This is a genomic window from Kineococcus rugosus (assembly GCF_050871975.1).
Taxonomy (GTDB): domain Bacteria; phylum Actinomycetota; class Actinomycetes; order Actinomycetales; family Kineococcaceae; genus Kineococcus.
This window is the reverse complement of record NZ_JBJLSJ010000016.1, coordinates 35,036-52,954: the sequence shown is the minus strand read 5'-3', so window position 1 is coordinate 52,954 and position 17,919 is coordinate 35,036. Positions and strand designations below refer to the sequence as shown.

Here is a 17,919-nt window from a genome sequence, read left to right as displayed (position 1 = left end):
CGGTCCGGCACTCGCACCGCCGCGAGCTGCGGCCGCAGACCGAGGACTCCACATGCCCCGTCGCACGTCCCACCGGACCACCCGCCTCACCCGGTTCCTCACCGCCGGGGCCGCAGCCACCCTCCTGCTCACCGCCGGCTGCTCCGCCGGCGCCGACAGCGGGGACAGCGGCACGACGCTGGTCGCCTACACCGGCCAGGCCGGTGACTACCAGGTCAACTTCAACCCCTACTCCCCCTCCGACATCGGCGGCGCCGGCCTGATCTTCGAGCCGCTGTTCTTCATCAACAAGACGGCCGCCGACGCCGAGCCCAAGCCCCTGCTGGGCACCGAGTACGCCTGGAACGACGCCGGGACCGAGCTCAGCGTCACCCTGCGCGAGGGGGCCACCTGGTCCGACGGCGAGGCCTTCACCGCCGACGACGTCGTCTTCACCTTCCAGATGCTGCTGGACCACGAGGCCCTCAACAGCACCGGTTTCGACGGCACCGTCACCAAGGTCGACGACACCCACGTCACCTTCACCTGGGCCGAACCCGCCTACACCTCCGGGCCGGACGTGCTCAGCACCATCGTCATCGTGCCCGAGCACCTGTGGAAGGACATCGACCCCGAGGCCGACGTCCTGGAGGAGCCGGTCGGGACGGGCGCCTACACCCTCAGCGAGTTCAAGGGCCAGGCCTTCACCATGGACGCCAACCCGAAGTACTGGGGCGGGGCGCCGAAGGTCTCCAAGGTCCGCTTCCTGGCCCTCTCGGGCAACCAGGCCGGCGCCGACGCCATCGCGGCCGGCACGATCGACTGGCAGACCGGCCCGATCCCCGACATGGCCAACACGAACAAGAACTTCCCGAACTACGACACCGGGTCCGTCTCGCAGAACCAGATGGTCCTCGGCGCCTGCGCGAACGCCGCCCTGGGCTGCGAGGGACCGCAGACCGACCCCGCCGTGCGGCAGGCCCTCTTCCACGCCATCGACCGCACCCAGCTGAACAAGCTGGCCTTCCAGGACACCGCCACGGAGATCTCCCCGAGCATGGCGCTGACCAGCACCCAGGCCGACACCATCTCGGCGCAGGTGGAGCCGAAGGTCGCCCCCGCCACCGCCGAACCGGAGACCTCCGCCCGGATCCTGGAGGCCGCGGGCTGGGCCAAGGGCCCCGACGGCATCTACGCCAAGGACGGGCAGAAGCTCACGCTGACCATCGAGGTCGTCACCGGCTGGACCGACTACATCACCGCCATCCAGACCATCGCCGCCCAGGCGAAGGCCGCCGGCATCCAGGTCGAGACGGCCCAGTCCTCCTGGAACGAGTGGACCGACAAGCGGTTCAAGGGGAACTTCGAGCTCGCCATCGACTCGCTGTGGCAGGGTCCGGCCCCCGACCCGTTCTACCTCTACAGCTACTTCTACGACGGCCGGATGACCGCCCCGGTGGGCACCAAGGCCAACGGCAACAACTACTCCCGGTTCTCCGACCCCGCCGTCGACGCCGCCCTGGACGAGCTGCAGACGCTGTCCCCGGAGGACACCGCCGGCCGCCAGGCCCGGTTCGACGTCATCCAGAGCGCCGTCGCGACCCAGATGCCCTACATCCCGGTCATGACCGGCTCCAACACCAGCGTCTGGAACGTGGCGAAGTTCTCCGGCTGGCCCACGAACGACGACCAGTACGCGTTCCCCGCGGTGTGGTCCGACTTCGACGCGGCCGAGATCTTCAAGACCCTCACGCCCAAGGCCGCGAGCTGACGTCGTGAACTACCTGCTCCGCAAGCTCGGCTTCTACGCGATCGCCTTCTGGGCGGCGCTGACGCTGAACTTCGTCATCCCCCGGCTGCTGCCCGGGGACCCGGTGGACATCCTGCTGGCCAAGCTCAGCCAGCGCGGCACGGTCATCACCCCCGAGACCCGCAAGGCGTACGCCACGCTGCTGGGCGGCGACACCGACGCGTCGCTGCTGTCGCAGTACTGGACCTACCTGGGCAACATCTTCCGCGGCGACCTGGGGACGTCCATCAGCTACTTCCCCGCCCCCGTCACCGACGTCATCTCGGCGTCGATGCCGTGGACGGTCGTCCTCATCGGCCTGGCCACCGCCATCGCCGCGGTCCTCGGGGTGCTGCTCGGGGCGTTCGTCGGGTGGCGGCCGGGCACCTGGCTGGACTCGATGGTGCCCGCCACGACGCTGCTGGCGGCCGTGCCGTACTTCTGGCTGTCGCTGGTGCTCGTCTACCTGCTCTCACGGATCATGGGCCTGTTCCCGGCGCAGGGCGGCTACGACGTCGTCCTGTCGCCGGGCTGGAACGCGGAGTTCATCGGCTCGGCGGTCTACTACGGCTTCCTGCCGGCGCTGACCATCGTCGTCGCCTCCGTGGGCGGCTGGCTGCTGGGCATGCGGAACATGATGGTCTCCACCCTGTCGGAGGACTACGTCACGACGGCCCGGGCCAAGGGGCTGCCGAACCGGTGGATCCTGCGCGACTACGCCGCCCGCAACGCGGTCCTGCCCTCGGTGGCCGGGTTCGCGATCTCGCTGGCGTTCGTCGTGTCCGGGTCGGTGGTCACCGAGCAGGTGTTCTCCTACCCGGGCATCGGCTCCCGGCTGCTGGCGGCGGTGACGAACAACGACTACGCGCTGATGCAGGGCGTGTTCCTGTTCATCACCCTCGCGGTCCTGGGCGCCAACCTCGTCGTCGACCTGCTCTACACGCTCATCGACCCGCGCACCCGCGCCCGCTGAGGACCGGAGGAACCGTGACGAACACCGTCCCCGTCGAGGCGGCGCTGCCGGCCCCGGCGCCGTCGGGGAAACCGGTCCCGGCCTGGCGCCTGCTGGTCCCGACCATGACCCCCTGGCTCGCCGTCGGCCTCGCCCTGGTCCTCGGGATCTGCCTGTTCGGGCTGATCGGCCCGCTGCTCGTCGGCGACCCGGACGCCATCCGCGACACCGGGCTGGCCGGCCCCACGAGCGAGCTGTGGCTGGGCACGACGCAGACCGGTCAGGACGTCCTGGCCCAGCTCGCCCACGCCACCCGCGGGTCGCTGCAGATCGGGTTCCTCGTCGGGATCCTGGCGACCGCGCTGTCGGCCTTCTTCGGCATCTACGGCGCCTACCTCGGCGGCGCCGCCGACGAGGTCTTCTCCCTGCTGACCAACGTGTTCCTCGTCATCCCCGGCCTGCCGCTGGTCATCGTCATCTCCGGGTTCGTCCCGCGCGAGAGCCGGGGGCTGTGGACCATCGCGGTCGTGCTGGCCCTGACCAGCTGGGCCGCCTCGGCCCGGGTGCTGCGGGCGCAGACGCTCTCGGTCCGCAACCGCGAGTACGTCGCGGCGTCGCGGCTGTCCGGCGAACGCGCCTGGCGGGTCATCGTCGTGGAGATCCTGCCGAACCTGCTGCCCGTCCTGGCCTCCCAGTTCGTCTTCGCCGTCATCGCGGCGGTGCTCGGCGAGGCCGGGCTGTCGTTCCTGGGGCTGGGCGCGTCGGGGTCCTCGACGCTGGGCACGATGCTGTTCTACGCCCAGAACGGGTTCGCGCTCCCGCTCGGCGCCTGGTGGTGGTTCCTGCCCCCGGGTCTGCTCATCGCCCTGCTGGGCACCGGGCTGTCGCTGGTCAACTTCTCGATCGACGAGATCGTCAACCCCAAGTTGAAGAACGTCCGGCTGCACCGCAAGCGCACCCGGGCGATCGCGAAGGCCGAGAGGAAGGGGCAGCGGTGAACGACGTGGTGCTGGAGGTCCGCGACGTCACGGTCGTCTACGAGACCGAGAACCCGGTGACCGCGGTCGCCTCGGCCGGCTTCGACCTGCACCGCGGGGAGATCCTGGGCCTGGCCGGGGAGTCCGGGTGCGGGAAGACGACCCTGGCCTACGCCGTCAACCGGCTGCACCAGCCACCGGCCCGCATCGCCTCGGGCACGGTCGTCCTGCACGACGCCGCCACCGGCCGGGACGTCGACGTGCTCGGCCTGGACGACGAGGAGCTGCGCCGGTTCCGCTGGTCGAAGCTGTCGATGGTGTTCCAGGGGGCCATGAACGCCCTCAACCCCGTCCGCGCGATCGGCGCCCAGCTCGACGACACCCTGCGGGCCCACGCCCCGGGCCTGGACAAGCGGGCCCGCCGGGCCCGCTCCGGCGAGGTCCTCGAACGCGTCGGCGTCGACGCGAACCGGCTGCGGGCCTACCCGCACGAGCTGTCCGGCGGCATGCGCCAGCGGGTGATGATCGCCATGGCCATGCTCCTGGAACCCCAGGTGATGATCATGGACGAGCCGACGACGGCGCTCGACGTCGTCGTCCAGCGCGACATCCTGCGCGAGATCGTGCGGCTGCGCGACGAGATGCGGTTCGCGGTCGTGTTCATCACCCACGACCTGCCGCTGCTGCTGGAGATCAGCGACCGCATCGCCGTCATGCGGCACGGCGAGATCGTCGAGCTCGACACCGCCGACACCCTCTACCGCGACGCCGCCCACCCCTACACCCGCAGGCTGCTCGGCTCCTTCCCGAGCCTGTCCGGCGACCGCGGGTCGTTCATCCGCTCCGGCGAGCCGATCGCGGGACTGACCGAGGAGATCGCGTGACCAGCGTCTCGGTGACCGACCTCACCAAGGACTACGGCCTGCGCAAGGGGCTGCGCCGCACCCCCTTCCGCGCCGTCGACCGGGTCAGCTTCGACCTGCTCCCCCGCCGCACGGTCGCCCTCGTCGGGGAGTCGGGGTCCGGCAAGTCGACCATCGCCAAGCTCCTCACCCGGCTGGAGACGCCCAGCTCGGGCCGCGTCGACGTGCGGCTGCCCGACGGCACCCCCGTCGTGGGGTCGGTCTACCGGCGGCAGGTGCAGATGGTGTTCCAGGACCCCTTCGCCTCGCTCAACCCGTTCCACTCCGTGGGCCACCACATCGCCCGGCCGCTGCTGCTGCACGGCCGGACGAAGGGGGCGGCGCAGACGCACGAGCGCGTCCTGGAGATGCTCGAGCGCGTCAACCTCACCCCCGCCGACGTGGTCGCCGCCCGCCGGCCGCACGAGCTGTCCGGCGGCCAGCGCCAGCGCGTGGCCATCGCCCGCGCGCTGGCCCCGGGCGCGAAGGTGCTCATCGCCGACGAACCCGTCTCGATGCTCGACGTGTCGATCCGGCTCGGGGTGCTGAACCTGCTGGCCCGGCTCCAGCGCGAGGAGGACCTCGCGGTCCTCTACATCACCCACGACCTGGCCACGGCCCGGCACTTCTCCGACGAGATCCTCGTCCTGTACCGCGGCCGCGTCGTCGAGCGCGGCCCGGCCGACGCGGTGATCCTCGACCCGCACCACGACTACACGAAGCTGCTGGCGCAGGCCGCGCCCGACCCCGAGCGCGTCGGCAAGGTCGTGGCGACCGAGACCGTCGCCGACCGCTCGGCCATCGACAACAGCGTCTGCTACGACCACCACCTGCGCGCCTGGGTCGAGCACGGCGCCCCCACCGCGGCCGTCGGCTGACCGCCCGTGCCACGACGAGAGGACGGACCCCCAGTGGACGTACGCGCACTGCACGACGGCTGGACCCTGCGGCCGGCGGGCGGGGAGGTCCCCGCCGAGGTCGACCGGGCCGGCCGGATCCCGGCGCAGGTGCCGGGCACGGTGCACACCGACCTGCTCACCGCCGGCCTGGTCCCCGACCCCTACGTGGGGGAGAACGAGGCGGCGCTGCGCTGGCTGCACCGCAGCGCCTGGGAGTACCGGACCACTCTGGACACCGCCGCGGCCCCCGGCGAACGCGTCGAGCTGCGGTTCGACGGCCTGGACACCGTCGCCACCGTCACCCTCGGCGGGACCGAGCTGGGCCGGACCGTGAACATGCACCGCACCCACCGCTTCGACGTCACCGGCCACCGGGGCGGGGACCTCGTCGTGCGGTTCGACTCCGCCCTGGAGCACGCCGAGTCGGTCGAGAAGGACATCGGGGCCCGCCCCCGCACCTACGACCACCCCTACAACGCCGTCCGCAAGATGGCCTGCAGCTTCGGCTGGGACTGGGGACCGGACCTGCAGACCGCCGGGATCTGGCGGCCGGTCACGGTGCGGCGCTGGCGGACCGCGCGGCTGGCGACCGTCCGGCCGCTCGCGACGCTGGAGGGGACCACGGGCCGGCTGCGGGTCCACGTCGAGGTCGAGCGCTCCGGCCTGGAGGCGGCGACCGCCCTGGCGGTGCACGTCGACCTCGGCGCGCACGGGGCGACCACCACCGAGCTCGACCCCCGGACCACCGGCGCCGTCCTGGAGGTGCAGGTGCCCGACGCGCCGGTCTGGTGGCCGCGCGGGTACGGCGAGCAGCCGCTGGTCGACGTCGCGGTCCGGTTGTGCGCGCAGGACGGGACGCCGCTGGACGAGCGCGGGCTCCGCACCGGGTTCCGCGACGTGCGCATCGACGACTCCCCCGACGAGTTCGGCACCCGCACCGTCGTGGTGGTCAACGGGACGCCGGTGTTCGCGCGGGGGGTGAACTGGATCCCGCGCGACCACCTGCTGACCCGGCTGGACGCCGGCCGGTACGCCGCGGCCCTGGACGACGCCGTCGACGCGCACTGCAACCTGGTGCGGGTCTGGGGCGGGGGGCTGTGGGAGAGCGAGGACTTCTACCGCCTGTGCGACGAACGTGGTCTGCTGGTGTGGCAGGACTTCCCGCTGGCCTGCGCCGCCTACGCCGAGGAGGACCCGTTGCGGACCGAGTTCGAGGCCGAGGTCCGCGACAACGTCACCCGGCTGGCCCACCACCCGTCCCTGGCCGTCTGGAGCGGCGGCAACGAGAACCTGCAGGGCCACGAGGACTGGGGGTGGAAGGAGGAGCTGGGGTCCTCGACGTGGGGCGCGGGCTACTACCGCGACCTGTTCCCGGCGCTGCTGGCCGAGCTGGACGGGACCCGGCCGTACCAGCCGGGCAGCCCGACGAGCCCGGAGGGCCTGCACCCCAACGACCCCGACCACGGCACCAACCACGAGTGGGACGTGTGGAACCGGCTGGGCTGGCCGCACTACCGCGACCGGGTCCCCCGCTTCTGCGCGGAGTTCGGCTACCAGGCGCCGCCGACGCTGGCGACCATCGCGGAGTTCCTGCCCGCCGACCAGCGGTCGGCGACGTCGCCGGCGTTCCTGGCGCACCAGAAGGCGCTGGACGGCAACGGCAAGCTCGACCGCGGCATGGCCCCGCACACGGGGGTGCCGTCCGGGTTCGAGGACTGGGTGTGGGCCGCGCAGCTGAACCAGGCCCGCGCGGTGTCGTGCGCGGTGGAGCACCACCGGTCGTGGTGGCCGCGGACGGCGGGGTCGGTCTACTGGCAGCTCGACGACTGCTGGCCGGTGACGTCGTGGGCGGTCGTCGACGGGTCGGGCCGGCGCAAACCGGCGTTCCACGCGCTGCGCCGGGCGTTCGCGCCGCGGCTGCTGACGGTGCAGCCCCGCGAGGGGGTGCCGCACGTGGTGGTGGTCAACGACACCGCGCAGGAGTTCTCCACCCGCGTCCTCGTCCGCCGCACGACGGTGACCGGGCAGGTGCTGGGACGCGCGGAGTTCGACGTGTCGGTGCCGCCCCGGGCGGTGCGCACGCACCCGCTGCCGCTGGTCGGCGGGGACGACGAGCCGGTGGTGGTCGACGCCGGCGGGTTGCGCGCGGTGCACCTGACCGCCCCCGACAAGGACCTCGCGTGGGACCCTGACCCGTTGCGGGTCAGCGTGAGCCGGGTCGCCGACGGGTACGCGGTGCGGGTGCGGGCGCAGTCCCTGGCCCGCGACGTGACCCTGCTGGCGGACGTCGTCGAGCCCGGGGCCCGCGTCGACGACGGGCTGGTGACGCTGCTGCCCGGGGAGTCCCGCACGTTCCGCGTGCGCAGCGCGGCGGTCGCGGACGCCGACGCGTTCGCGGGGGCGCTGCGCACCGCGAACCGGTTCGGCCGCCCGTGAGCGCGCCGGTCGGCCCCGGGACCATCGGCCTGGTCATTCCGGGGCCGGCGCACCGGATCGGGGTGGAGCCGTACTTCGTGGAACTGGTCGAGGGCATGGAGGAGGTGCTGCACCCGGCCGGGTGGAGCGTCCTGGTCCTCGTCGTGTCCGACCTGGCCTCGGAGCTGGCGACCTACCAGCGGTGGAGCACCGACGAGGAGGTGCGCGCGGTCGTCGTCGTCGACCTCGTGGAGGGCGACGTGCGGCCGCGGTTCCTGGCCGACCTGGGGATGCCGCACGTCCTGGCGGCGCACCTGGACTCCCCGTGGGCGTGCACCAGCGAGGTCGCCGACGACGCCAGCCGGCTGGCCCGGGCGGTGGAGTTCCTCGCCCGGTCCGGCCACCGGCGGCTGGGGCACGTGTGCGGGCCCGCGCACCTGGTGCACACGGCCGAGCGGCGCGCCGCGATCGCGGCCGGCGCGGCCCGGCTGGACGTGCAGGTGCTCACGGCCGAGGCCGACTACACCGCGGCCACCGGCGTGCGGGCCGTCACCGAGCTCCTGGCCGCGGCGGACCCGCCGACGGCCGTGGTGTTCGACAACGACGTCATGGCCGTCGCCGCGCTGGAGCACCTCACGGCGCGGGGCGTGCGGGTCCCCGGGGACGTCAGCCTGCTGTCCGCCGACGACTCACCGCTGTGCGAGGTGTCCGTGCCGCCGCTGTCGGCCATGACGGTGGACGTGCACCACCGGGGGCAGCGCCTGGGGACGGCGGTGCAGGCCGTCCTGGCCGGTGGGGACGCGCGGCAGCCGCCGGGCCCGGAGTCGCACGTCGTCGTCCGGGGCAGCACGGCCACCCGCGCCGCCCGCGTGCCCTGACGGCAGAATCGACCGGGTGACGGCCCAAGGATTCCTGCTCCTGCTCGAACTGCTCGGGGTCTTCGCGTTCGCCCTCGACGGGGCCCTGACGGCGATGCGGGCGACCCACCTGGACCTGTTCGGGGTCGTCACCCTGGGGATCGTGACGGCCGTCGGCGGCGGCATCGCCCGCGACGTCCTGCTGGGGCAGCTGCCGCCGGCGTCGTTCCAGACCTGGTACTACCTGGCGACGGCGACGGCCGGGGCGCTGGTCGCGTTCTGGGGGCACCGGCTGCTGAGCCGGATGGCGCGGCCCATCCTCGTCTTCGACACCATCGGCCTGTCGCTGTTCGCGGTCTCCGGCGCGCAGCTGGCGGTGGACGCCGGAGCCGGTGCGGGGCAGGCGATCTTGCTGGGCGGCCTGACCGCGGTGGGCGGCGGGACGCTGCGGGACGTGCTGGTGCGCAAGGTGCCGGGGATCCTCACCGGCGGCCTGTACGCCGTCCCGGCGATGCTGGGGGCGTCGGTGGCCGTGGTGGGCCCGCTGCTGGGGGTGGGCGCCGGGGTCTCGGCGTTCGCCGGCGGGGTGGTGTGCGCGGCGGTGCGGACGGGCGGGACGTTGCGGGGGTGGCGCGCGCCGCGGGCGACGCTGTCGGCCCCCGACGAGCTGGACTGAGCCCGGGCGCGGTCCAGGCGGGGTCCAAGCGGGGTTCAAGCGGGGTTCAGGCGGGCCGGGCGAGCTCGTCGACGACCTCCTGCGCGACGTCGCGCAACCGGCGCCGCTCGGCCCGGGCGCGGGTGCGCAGCCGCTGGAACGCGTCGTCGGGGTGGACGCGGTACCGCTGCGCCAGAGCGCCCTTGGCCTGTTCCAGCACGACCCGGCTGTCGAGGGCCTCCTGCAGCTGGGCCTGCACCCGGACGCCCTCGGCGACGTGCTCGAGCTGGGTGATGCCGACGGCGCCGAAGGACGCCATGGCGTGCGCGACGTCGGACTCGACGCGGGAGCAGGGGCCCTCGTGGTCGCGGAACAGGTTGAGCGCGCCGACGGTCCGGCCGGCGCTGTGGACGGGGACGGCGTGCACGGCGACGATGCCGTGCGCGGCGGCGCGCCGGGCGAACGCGGGCCAGCGGGCGGCGAGCTCGGCGGCGGTGGGGACGGAGACGACGGACCCGGTGCGGTAGGCGTCCAGGCAGGGTCCCCGGCCGGTCCGCAGTTGGAGGAGTTCCACGACGGCGACCTCGCCGGGCGTGGCGGCCAGCAGCTGCAGCTCGCGGTGCTGGTCCTCGACGAGCAGGGCGACGGCCGAGGCGGACAGCAGCTCGGCGCAGTGCCCGACGAGCCGGTGCGCCAGGTCCAGCGGCTCGCCGTGGTCGGCGAGCACCTGTGCGATGTCGTTGACGGCGGCAGCCACCGCATCAGCGCGCACGTCCACGCAGCCCTCCAACGGCACCGGCTCGCGGCCGGCGTGTTCGTCCCCACTGCTCCGTCGGCACGCCCCGGGCTGCACGTGCGGGGACCATTGTGGACGATCACGAGCGCCGGGCACCACCGAGCGCGTCGGGCGCCCCCGGGACGGGTTCCGGGGGCGCCCGACGGGGTGCGGGTCAGAGGTCGGCGGGCACCGTCGCGGGGTCGCCGTCGGTGGCGGTGACGAGCGAGGGGACGGCCGCGTCGATCGCGAACGGCAGGGACAGCGGGCTGGAGAACCCCAGCGCCCCGGCGAAGTCGCTGCCGAAGGAGGGCACGTAGACGGTGCGGTTCTCGGTGACGACCTTCAGCTGGGCGGCCGCGGCGTTCTGCGCGAACTCGGCCTTGCCCAGGCCCAGCACGACGAGGACGTCGGTGTCGAGCTGGACGACCTGCTCCTCGCTGAGGGACCCGCTGACGGGGTTGGCGTCGAAGCCGAACTGAAGGAAGAACGCGCCGCGCGGGTCGGTGGCGTCGAGGGCGTAGTACCCCTGGTTGTAGAGGACGACGCTGACGACCTTGCCCTTGAACCCGGGGTTGGCGTCGGCGGCGGCGGTGAACTCCGCCTCGACGTCGTCGGTGAGCGAACTCGCCTCGTCCTCCTTGCCGAGGGCGCGGCCGATCGCGGCGAGCTCCTCCTGCCAGCTGGCGGCGGCGGTGGTGGAGGCGTCCTGCCCGGCGGGGACGACGTCGGCGACGGTCGGCGCGATGGCCGTGAGCTTGTCGTAGTCGTCCTGGGTCATGTACGAGTACGCGCCGACGACGAGGTCGGGGCCCTGCGCGGCGATCGCCTCGAAGTTCAGCTCCGCCTGGCCGACGGAGGGGATGCCGCCGGCGGGCAGCAGGTCCACGGCCCAGGGGCGCTTCGTTGAGTCGTAGTCGCCCAGCGGGGTGCGGGTGCCGACGGGGGTCACGCCCAGGGCGAGGACGAAGTCCTGCTCGTTGTAGCCGACGGTGACGACCTTCGTCGGGGCGGCCTCGATCGTGGTGGAGCCGAGCTTGTGCTCGATGGTGACGGGGAACGCCCCGTCACCGGACGGGGAGGTCGTGGACGCCGAGGACGCGGACCCGCCGGTGGCGGAGTCGTCGTCCCCGCCGCAGGCGGCGAGGGTGGTGAGGGCGCCGGAGGCGGCCAGGGCGGCGAGGACGGATCGACGGTTCACGCCAAGAGGTTAGCCTCACCTGACGTGTGGTCCACGACGAGGACCGGGTCCACGTCGGGCCGGGTGCCGCTCCCCTGTGCGGCAACCGGTTGACCGCTGTGCGTCACAAGGCATCGGGTACGTTGACGGCGTGCCGGCCTTCCGCAGCGACGACCCCGCCCTCGTGCAGATGGAGCTGAAGGCCGTCCCCCGCGGCAGCGCGGTCTCCGAGGTCGTCCGCCAGCTCACCACCCTGCTGTCCTCCGGGCAGTTCGCCCCCGGCTCGCGCCTGCCCCCCGAGCGCCAGCTCGCCGAGACGCTCGGCGTCGGCCGCTCCGCGGTCCGGGAGGCGCTCGCGGCGCTGGACGTGCTCGGCATCGTCACGGTGCGCCCCGGGTCCGGGACCTACCTGCGCGACAGCATGTCCGAGCTGCTGCCGACGACGCTCAGCTGGGGCCTGATGCTCTCGGCCCGGCACACCTCGCAGCTGTCCGAGGTCCGCAGCGCCCTGGAGGTGCACGCCGCCGCCCTGGCCGCCGAGCGGATCGGGGACGACACCGTGCAGGTGCTGCGCGAGTCGCTGGAGCAGATGGAGGCCAACCTCGACGACCTGCCCGCGTTCATCGAGGCCGACGCCCACTTCCACGTCACCCTGGCCCGCAGCTCCGGCAACGAGGTGCTCGCCGACCTCCTGCAGACCACCCGCAGCCTGCTGCGGCTGTGGGTCGACCGCGGGCTGCGCCGCCGCGAGCAGGCCGAGGTGGCCTGCCGCGAGCACCGGGCCGTCCTGGACGCCGTCGCGGCCCGCGACCCGCAGGCCGCGACGGCGGCCATGCGGACCCACATGGCCACGGCCGGCGACCGCGTCGAGCACGCCGACGAGGCTCCCCAGCCGTAACAATTCGTAACACCCCAGCACTTCCGCGTGGTCCCAGGAATCACCAGAGTCACAGCTGACTCATCAGCACCACCCTGGGAGAGCACGTGATCGACCCGACCGGCGTGAGCGACGAGGCCCTGGACCTCCTCATCACCACCCGCCTCGCCCTGTCCGGCGTGGACCTGGGCCAGCTGCCCGAGGTCGCCGACCCGGCCACCGGCGTCCCCACCCGCGCCGCCGCCCTGGAGTCCCTGCGCACCTTCCTGCGCACCACCGTCCCGGTCATCAGCGCCTGGGAACCGCCGGTGTCCTCCCCCGAGGCCGCGCAGCAGGCCGCGGCCCCGCTGCTCTACCCCTCGATCGCGACGGCCTGGGCCCCCGGCGCCGAAGGGGGCTCCCGGTGAGCCGCACCCTCAACCGCCGCACCTTCCTCGCCGCCACCGGCGGGGCGACGTTCGCCGCGACCGCGCTGGCCCGCCCGGCGGTCGCCGCCCCCGACGTCACCGTCCGCTCGGCCGCCGTCGACGACCCGACCGAGGCGACGATCGCCGAGGCGCTGACCCTGCTGCGCTCGGGCCGGCTCACCGCCACCGACCTCGTGCAGGCGCACGTCGACCGGATCGGCGCCTTCGAGTCGGTCTACCAGGCGTTCAACACCGTCACGGCCGACGCGGCGCTGGCGAAGGCGGCCGAGGTGGACGCCCGCGGCGACGTGCACCGCGCGCTGTCCGGGATCCCGCTGTGCATCAAGGACAACTACTGGACGGCCGGGGTGCCGACGACGGCGAACTCGACGATCTTCGCCGACTTCGTGCCCGACACCGACGCCACCGCGGTCGCCCGGCTCACCGCCGCCGGCGGCATCGTCCTGGGCAAGGGCCAGATGGGCCCGCTGGCCACGACCCGCGCGACCACCCCGGCCGGGGTCGTGACCACCGTCAACGCCTGGACCCCGCAGGACCCCACCGTCGACCCCGGCGGTTCCTCGACCGGGCCGGCGACGGCCGTGGCCGGGCGGCTGGCGACCAGTTCCATCGGCACCCAGACCGGCGGCAGCATCACCGAACCGTCCCGGCAGCAGAACCTCACCGGCCTCAAACCCACGATGGGCCGCACCTCGATCCACGGGATCATCCCGCTGTCGTTCACCCGCGACCACTCCGGCCCGCTGGCCCGCGACGCGGTGGACGCGGCGATCATGACGTCGGTGCTGGCCGGCCCCGACCCGCTGGACCCGCGCACCCTGGGCCTGCCGGAGGTCCCGGACCTGGTGACCGCCGCGACGGCCGTGCACGGGGTGAAGGGCGTGGAAATGCGGCGGGCCACGACCATCGGGGTCCCCGCCGACTTCTTCGCCGGCGTGAGCGCCGAGGTCGCCACCGCCCGGCAGGCCTTCCTGGACCGGATGGCCGCGGTGCCGGGCGTGACGTTCGTCGACGTGCAGTACCCCGCCGACTGGGAACTGCTCACCGGCAGGTTCAACGCGATCCGCCTCTCGGAGCGGACCGAGCCGTTCCGGCACTGGCTGCGCGAGGACCTGTCGCTGTTCGGGGTGAGCTCGCTGTCCTGGCTGCAGGGACTGCTGCTGTCCGGGGACGAGTGGATCACCGGCCAGCGCGCCAAGACGTGGCTGCTGCAGGAACTGTTCGCCGGGCTGTTCACCCGGGTGGACGTCGTCCTGCAGACCTCCCCCGTGCCGTTCGACATCCTCGGCCTGCCCGAGATCGCCTTCCCCATCGGTGAGGCCCCCGCCTCCGAGGGCGGCCCGCTGGCCCCCGTCGGCGTCATCGTCGGCGGTCAGCCCTACGAGGAGGACCGGCTGCTGGAGGTGGCCGCCGCCCACCAGGCGGTGTCCGACTTCCACACGCGCCGGCCCGCGGACCCGTCCGGGGTGCGGACGCTCAGCGCGGGGACGTTGCAGCTGGACGCGGCGACGGCGGCGCTCGCCTCGAACTAGCCCGCCCCCGCCCCGCGCGGGGTCACGGCGGCCGGAACACCGACGCCCGGCGATCGGGGACCCAGCGGTCCTCGATCGCCGGGCGTCGGCGTTCGATCACGGGAGGTGGGTCAGAAGTCCCAGTCCTCGTCCTCGGTGGCCACGGCCTTGCCGATGACGTAGCTGGAACCCGACCCCGAGAAGAAGTCGTGGTTCTCGTCGGCGTTCGGCGACAGCGCCGCCAGGATCGAGGGGTCGACCTTGGTCATGTCCGAGGGGAACATGCCCTCGTAGCCGAGGTTCATCAGCGCCTTGTTGGCGTTGTAGTGCAGGAACGTCTTGACGTCCTCGGTGAGCCCCACGCCGTCGTACAGGTCGGCGGTGTACTTGCACTCGTTGTCGTACAGCTCGTAGAGCAGGTCGAACGCGTAGTCCTTGATCTCGTCGCGCTTGGCCTGGTCGACCAGTTCCAGACCGCGCTGGAACTTGTAGCCGATGTAGTAGCCGTGCACGGCCTCGTCGCGGATGATGAGCCGGATCAGGTCGGCGGTGTTCGTCAGCTGCGCCCGCGAGGAGAAGTGCATGGGCAGGAAGAACCCGGAGTAGAAGAGGAACGACTCCAGCAGCGTGGAGGCGACCTTCCGCTTCAGCGGGTCGTCACCGTGGTAGTACTCCAGCACGATGGACGCCTTGCGCTGCAACGCCTCGTTCTGCTCCGACCAGCCGAACGCCTCGTCGATCTCGCGGGTCGTGGCCAGCGTCGAGAAGATCGAGGAGTAGCTGCGGGCGTGCACCGACTCCATGAACGAGATGTTCGTGTAGACGGCCTCCTCGTGCGGGGTCAGCGCGTCGGGGATGAGCGAGACCGCACCGACGGTGCCCTGGATGGTGTCCAGCAGCGTCAGGCCGGTGAAGACCCGCAGCGTCAGCGTGCGCTCCTCCGGGCTGAGGTTCTGCCACGACTGCACGTCGTTGGACAGCGGCACCTTCTCCGGCAGCCAGAAGTTGCTGGTGAGCCGGTTCCAGATCTCCAGGTCCTTCTCGTCCTGCAGCCGGTTCCAGTTGATCGCGTTGACGCGGTCGATGAGCTTCAACTTCTCCACGGTTCCCTCTCCCCTGACAGCTCGCAGCGCACGCTCAGAGCATGCAGCTGACGCAACCCTCGACCTCGGTGCCCTCGAGGGCCATCTGCCGGATCCGGATGTAGTAGATCGTCTTGATGCCCTTGCGCCACGCGTAGATCTGCGCGCGGTTGATGTCGCGCGTCGTGGCGGTGTCCTTGAAGAACAGCGTCAGGGACATGCCCTGGTCCACGTGCCGGGTCGCCGCGGCGTAGACGTCGATGATCTTCTCGGGGCCGATCTCGTAGGCGTCCTCGTAGAACTCGAGGTTGTCGTTCGTCATGAACGGCGCCGGGTAGTAGACGCGGCCGAGCTTGCCTTCCTTGCGGATCTCGATCTTCGACGCGATCGGGTGGATCGAGGAGGTCGAGTTGTTGATGTAGCTGATCGAGCCCGTCGGGGGGACGGCCTGCAGGTTCTGGTTGAAGATGCCGTGCTCGACGACGGACGCCTTCAGCTCGGCCCACTCCGCGCGGGTCGGCAGCGCGATGCCGGCGCCGGCGAAGAGCTGCTCGACGCGCTCGGTCGTGGGCAGGAAGTCGTTCTCGACGTACGTGTCGAAGAACGAGCCGTCGGCGTACTTCGAGTTCTCGAACCCGTCGAACGTCGCGCCCTGCTCGATGGCGATCCGGTTGCTGGCGCGCAGGGCGTGGAACAGCACCGCGGCGAAGTACACGTTGGTGAAGTCGATGCTCTCGGGGCTGCCGTAGTGCACCCGCTCGCGGGCCAGGTAGCCGTGCAGGTTCATCTGGCCCAGGCCGATGGCGTGCGACTTCGCGTTCCCGTGCGCCACCGACGGCACCGACTGGATGTCGCTGGCGACCGACACGGCGGTCAGGGCGCGGATCGCGGTCTCGACCGTCCGGCCGAGGTCCCCGCCGTCCATCGCCAGGGCGATGTTCAGCGAGCCGAGGTTGCAGGAGATGTCCTTGCCGACCTCGGAGTAGGTGAGGTCCTCGGCCAGCGCGCTGGGCGTGTTGACCTGCAGGATCTCCGAGCACAGGTTCGACATGTTGATGCGCCCGGCGATCGGGTTGGCCCGGTTCACCGTGTCCTCGAACACGATGTAGGGGTACCCGGACTCGAACTGCAGCTCGGCGAGGGTCTGGAAGAACTCGCGGGCCGAGATCTGCGTCTTGCGGATCCGGTCGTCGGCCACCATCTCGCGGTAGTGCTCGGACACCGCGACGTCGCCGAAGGGCTTGCCGTAGACGCGCTCGACGTCGTACGGGGAGAACAGGTGCATCGGCTCGTTGTTCTTGGCGAGCTCGAAGGTGATGTCCGGGACGACGACGCCCAGCGACAGCGTCTTGATGCGGATCTTCTCGTCGGCGTTCTCGCGCTTGGTGTCGAGGAAGCGCAGGATGTCCGGGTGGTGCGCCGACAGGTACACCGCCCCGGCGCCCTGGCGCGCGCCGAGCTGGTTGGCGTAGGAGAACGAGTCCTCCAGGAGCTTCATCACGGGGATGACGCCCGAGGACTGGTTCTGGATCTTCTTGATCGGCGCGCCGTACTCGCGGATGTTGCTCAGCAGCAGCGCCACGCCCCCGCCGCGCTTGGACAGCTGCAGCGCGGAGTTGATGCCGCGGCCGATGGACTCCATGTCGTCCTCGATGCGCAGCAGGAAGCAGGAGACGAGCTCCCCGCGCGAGCCCTTGCCGGCGTTGAGGAAGGTCGGGGTCGCGGGCTGGAAGCGGCCGGTGATGATCTCGTCGACGATGGCGGTGGCGAGGGCCTCGTCGCCCACGGCCAGCGTCAGGGCCGTCATGACGGCCCGGTCCTCGAAGTTCTCGAGGTACTCCTTGCCGTCGAAGCTCTTCAGCGCGTAGCTCGTGTAGAACTTGAACGCGCCCAGGAAGGTGGCGAAGCGGAACTTCGCGGCGTGCGCGCGGTCGGTCAGGGCCCGGACGAACCCGGGGGCGTACTGGTCGAGGACGTGGCCCTCGTAGTACCCCTGCTCGACCATGTGCTCCAGGCGCGCCTCGAAGGAGTCGAAGCGGCGGGTGCGCGGGATGACGTGCTGGAGGAAGTACTGCCGCGCGGCCTCGACGTCGGCCCCGAACTGGATCTTGCCGTCCTCGTCCCAGAGGTTCAGCATCGCGTTGAGCGTGTGGTAGCTCGGCGAGCCCGGGACCGGTACGGCCTGCAGGTCGGGGGTGTCGGAGGTGAGGGTCACAGCGAGTCCAATCCATCGCGCACGCGGCGCACGTCGTCGGGGGTCCCGAAGAGTTCGAAGCGGTAGAGGTGGGGCACGTGGCACTTGGCGGCGACGATGTCGCCGGCGACGGCGTAGTGCTCCCCGAAGTTGGTGTTGCCCGCCCCGATGACGCCGCGCAGGAGGGCGCGGTTGGCGGGGTCGTTGAGGAAGCGGATGACCTGCTTGGGGACCGCTCCGGCGCCTCCGCCGCCCCCGTAGGTGGGGACGACGAGCACGAAGGGCTCGGTGACGACGAGGGGTTCGTCCCGGGCGTGGAGCGGGATCCGCAGGGCGGGGCGGTCCAGCTGGAGCTTGCCGACGAAGCGGTGCGTGTTGCCGGAGACGCTGGAGAAGTAGACGACGCCGGGTGCCACGGGGACTCCTGCTGGGTGTGCTCCGGGGTGG

16 protein-coding genes are annotated in these 17,919 nt (G+C 72.1%); 11 read left to right on the top strand and 5 right to left on the bottom strand.

The window, feature by feature from the left end; genetic code table 11:
- Window positions 1-52: 52 nt before the first annotated feature.
- The 8 genes from ACRYM6_RS11180 to ACRYM6_RS11145 are packed head-to-tail and all read left to right on the top strand — an operon-like array spanning window position 53 to window position 9,446.
- Window positions 53-1,750, top strand: a complete 1,698-nt coding sequence (locus ACRYM6_RS11180; protein WP_432542947.1) for an ABC transporter substrate-binding protein — start codon at window positions 53-55, stop codon at window positions 1,748-1,750.
- A gap of 4 nt (window positions 1,751-1,754) precedes the next feature.
- Window positions 1,755-2,741 (top strand): ABC transporter permease, encoded by a 987-nt coding sequence (locus ACRYM6_RS11175; protein WP_432542946.1) that lies wholly within the window; start codon window positions 1,755-1,757, stop codon window positions 2,739-2,741.
- A gap of 14 nt (window positions 2,742-2,755) precedes the next feature.
- The gene (locus ACRYM6_RS11170; protein WP_432542945.1) at window positions 2,756-3,718 is read left to right on the top strand and encodes an ABC transporter permease; all 963 of its coding nucleotides are present in this window, start codon (window positions 2,756-2,758) and stop codon (window positions 3,716-3,718) included.
- Window positions 3,715-4,581, top strand: coding sequence for an ABC transporter ATP-binding protein (locus ACRYM6_RS11165; RefSeq protein ID WP_432542944.1), 867 nt, complete (start codon window positions 3,715-3,717; stop codon window positions 4,579-4,581). Before ACRYM6_RS11170 ends, ACRYM6_RS11165 begins: the two co-directional genes overlap by 4 nt.
- The gene (locus ACRYM6_RS11160; RefSeq protein WP_432542943.1) at window positions 4,578-5,477 is read left to right on the top strand and encodes an ABC transporter ATP-binding protein; all 900 of its coding nucleotides are present in this window, start codon (window positions 4,578-4,580) and stop codon (window positions 5,475-5,477) included. Before ACRYM6_RS11165 ends, ACRYM6_RS11160 begins: the two co-directional genes overlap by 4 nt.
- Before the next feature lie 33 nt (window positions 5,478-5,510).
- A complete protein-coding gene (locus ACRYM6_RS11155; protein ID WP_432542942.1) occupies window positions 5,511-7,934 on the top strand; it encodes a glycoside hydrolase family 2 protein in 2,424 nt (807 codons plus the stop codon).
- A complete protein-coding gene (locus tag ACRYM6_RS11150; protein ID WP_432542941.1) occupies window positions 7,931-8,791 on the top strand; it encodes a LacI family DNA-binding transcriptional regulator in 861 nt (286 codons plus the stop codon). The genes ACRYM6_RS11155 and ACRYM6_RS11150 overlap by 4 nt, the downstream gene beginning before the upstream one ends.
- 16 nt (window positions 8,792-8,807) lie before the next feature.
- A complete protein-coding gene (locus ACRYM6_RS11145) occupies window positions 8,808-9,446 on the top strand; it encodes a trimeric intracellular cation channel family protein (RefSeq protein ID WP_432542940.1) in 639 nt (212 codons plus the stop codon).
- Window positions 9,447-9,492: 46 nt separating this feature from the next.
- Here ACRYM6_RS11145 and ACRYM6_RS11140 read toward each other — a convergent pair whose 3' ends face one another.
- Together ACRYM6_RS11140 and ACRYM6_RS11135 are read right to left on the bottom strand one after the other, a co-directional pair.
- Complete coding sequence (locus ACRYM6_RS11140; protein WP_432542939.1) at window positions 9,493-10,182, bottom strand: GAF and ANTAR domain-containing protein; 690 nt, start codon at window positions 10,180-10,182, stop codon at window positions 9,493-9,495.
- Between the two features lie 193 nt (window positions 10,183-10,375).
- Window positions 10,376-11,401, bottom strand: coding sequence for an ABC transporter substrate-binding protein (locus tag ACRYM6_RS11135; RefSeq protein WP_432542938.1), 1,026 nt, complete (start codon window positions 11,399-11,401; stop codon window positions 10,376-10,378).
- Between the two features lie 130 nt (window positions 11,402-11,531).
- Between ACRYM6_RS11135 and ACRYM6_RS11130 the strand changes: the two genes are divergently transcribed.
- The 3 genes from ACRYM6_RS11130 to ACRYM6_RS11120 all read left to right on the top strand — a co-directional run bounded on the left by ACRYM6_RS11130 (window position 11,532) and on the right by ACRYM6_RS11120 (window position 14,217).
- Window positions 11,532-12,278: a FadR/GntR family transcriptional regulator gene (locus tag ACRYM6_RS11130; RefSeq protein ID WP_432542937.1), complete on the top strand. Its 747-nt coding sequence runs from the start codon at window positions 11,532-11,534 to the stop codon at window positions 12,276-12,278.
- Between the two features lie 86 nt (window positions 12,279-12,364).
- Complete coding sequence (locus ACRYM6_RS11125; protein WP_432542936.1) at window positions 12,365-12,664, top strand: hypothetical protein; 300 nt, start codon at window positions 12,365-12,367, stop codon at window positions 12,662-12,664.
- Window positions 12,661-14,217 carry an amidase gene (locus ACRYM6_RS11120; protein WP_432542935.1) on the top strand — a complete coding sequence of 519 codons (1,557 nt, stop codon included), beginning with the start codon at window positions 12,661-12,663 and terminating at the stop codon, window positions 14,215-14,217. The genes ACRYM6_RS11125 and ACRYM6_RS11120 overlap by 4 nt, the downstream gene beginning before the upstream one ends.
- A gap of 110 nt (window positions 14,218-14,327) precedes the next feature.
- Here ACRYM6_RS11120 and nrdF read toward each other — a convergent pair whose 3' ends face one another.
- The 3 genes from nrdF to nrdI all read right to left on the bottom strand — a co-directional run bounded on the left by nrdF (window position 14,328) and on the right by nrdI (window position 17,888).
- Window positions 14,328-15,299: a class 1b ribonucleoside-diphosphate reductase subunit beta gene (gene nrdF / locus ACRYM6_RS11115; RefSeq protein WP_432542934.1), complete on the bottom strand. Its 972-nt coding sequence runs from the start codon at window positions 15,297-15,299 to the stop codon at window positions 14,328-14,330.
- Window positions 15,300-15,333: 34 nt separating this feature from the next.
- The gene (gene nrdE, locus ACRYM6_RS11110; protein WP_432542999.1) at window positions 15,334-17,415 is read right to left on the bottom strand and encodes a class 1b ribonucleoside-diphosphate reductase subunit alpha; all 2,082 of its coding nucleotides are present in this window, start codon (window positions 17,413-17,415) and stop codon (window positions 15,334-15,336) included.
- Window positions 17,416-17,489: 74 nt separating this feature from the next.
- Window positions 17,490-17,888, bottom strand: a complete 399-nt coding sequence (gene nrdI, locus ACRYM6_RS11105; RefSeq protein WP_432542933.1) for a class Ib ribonucleoside-diphosphate reductase assembly flavoprotein NrdI — start codon at window positions 17,886-17,888, stop codon at window positions 17,490-17,492.
- Window positions 17,889-17,919 lie beyond the last annotated feature (31 nt).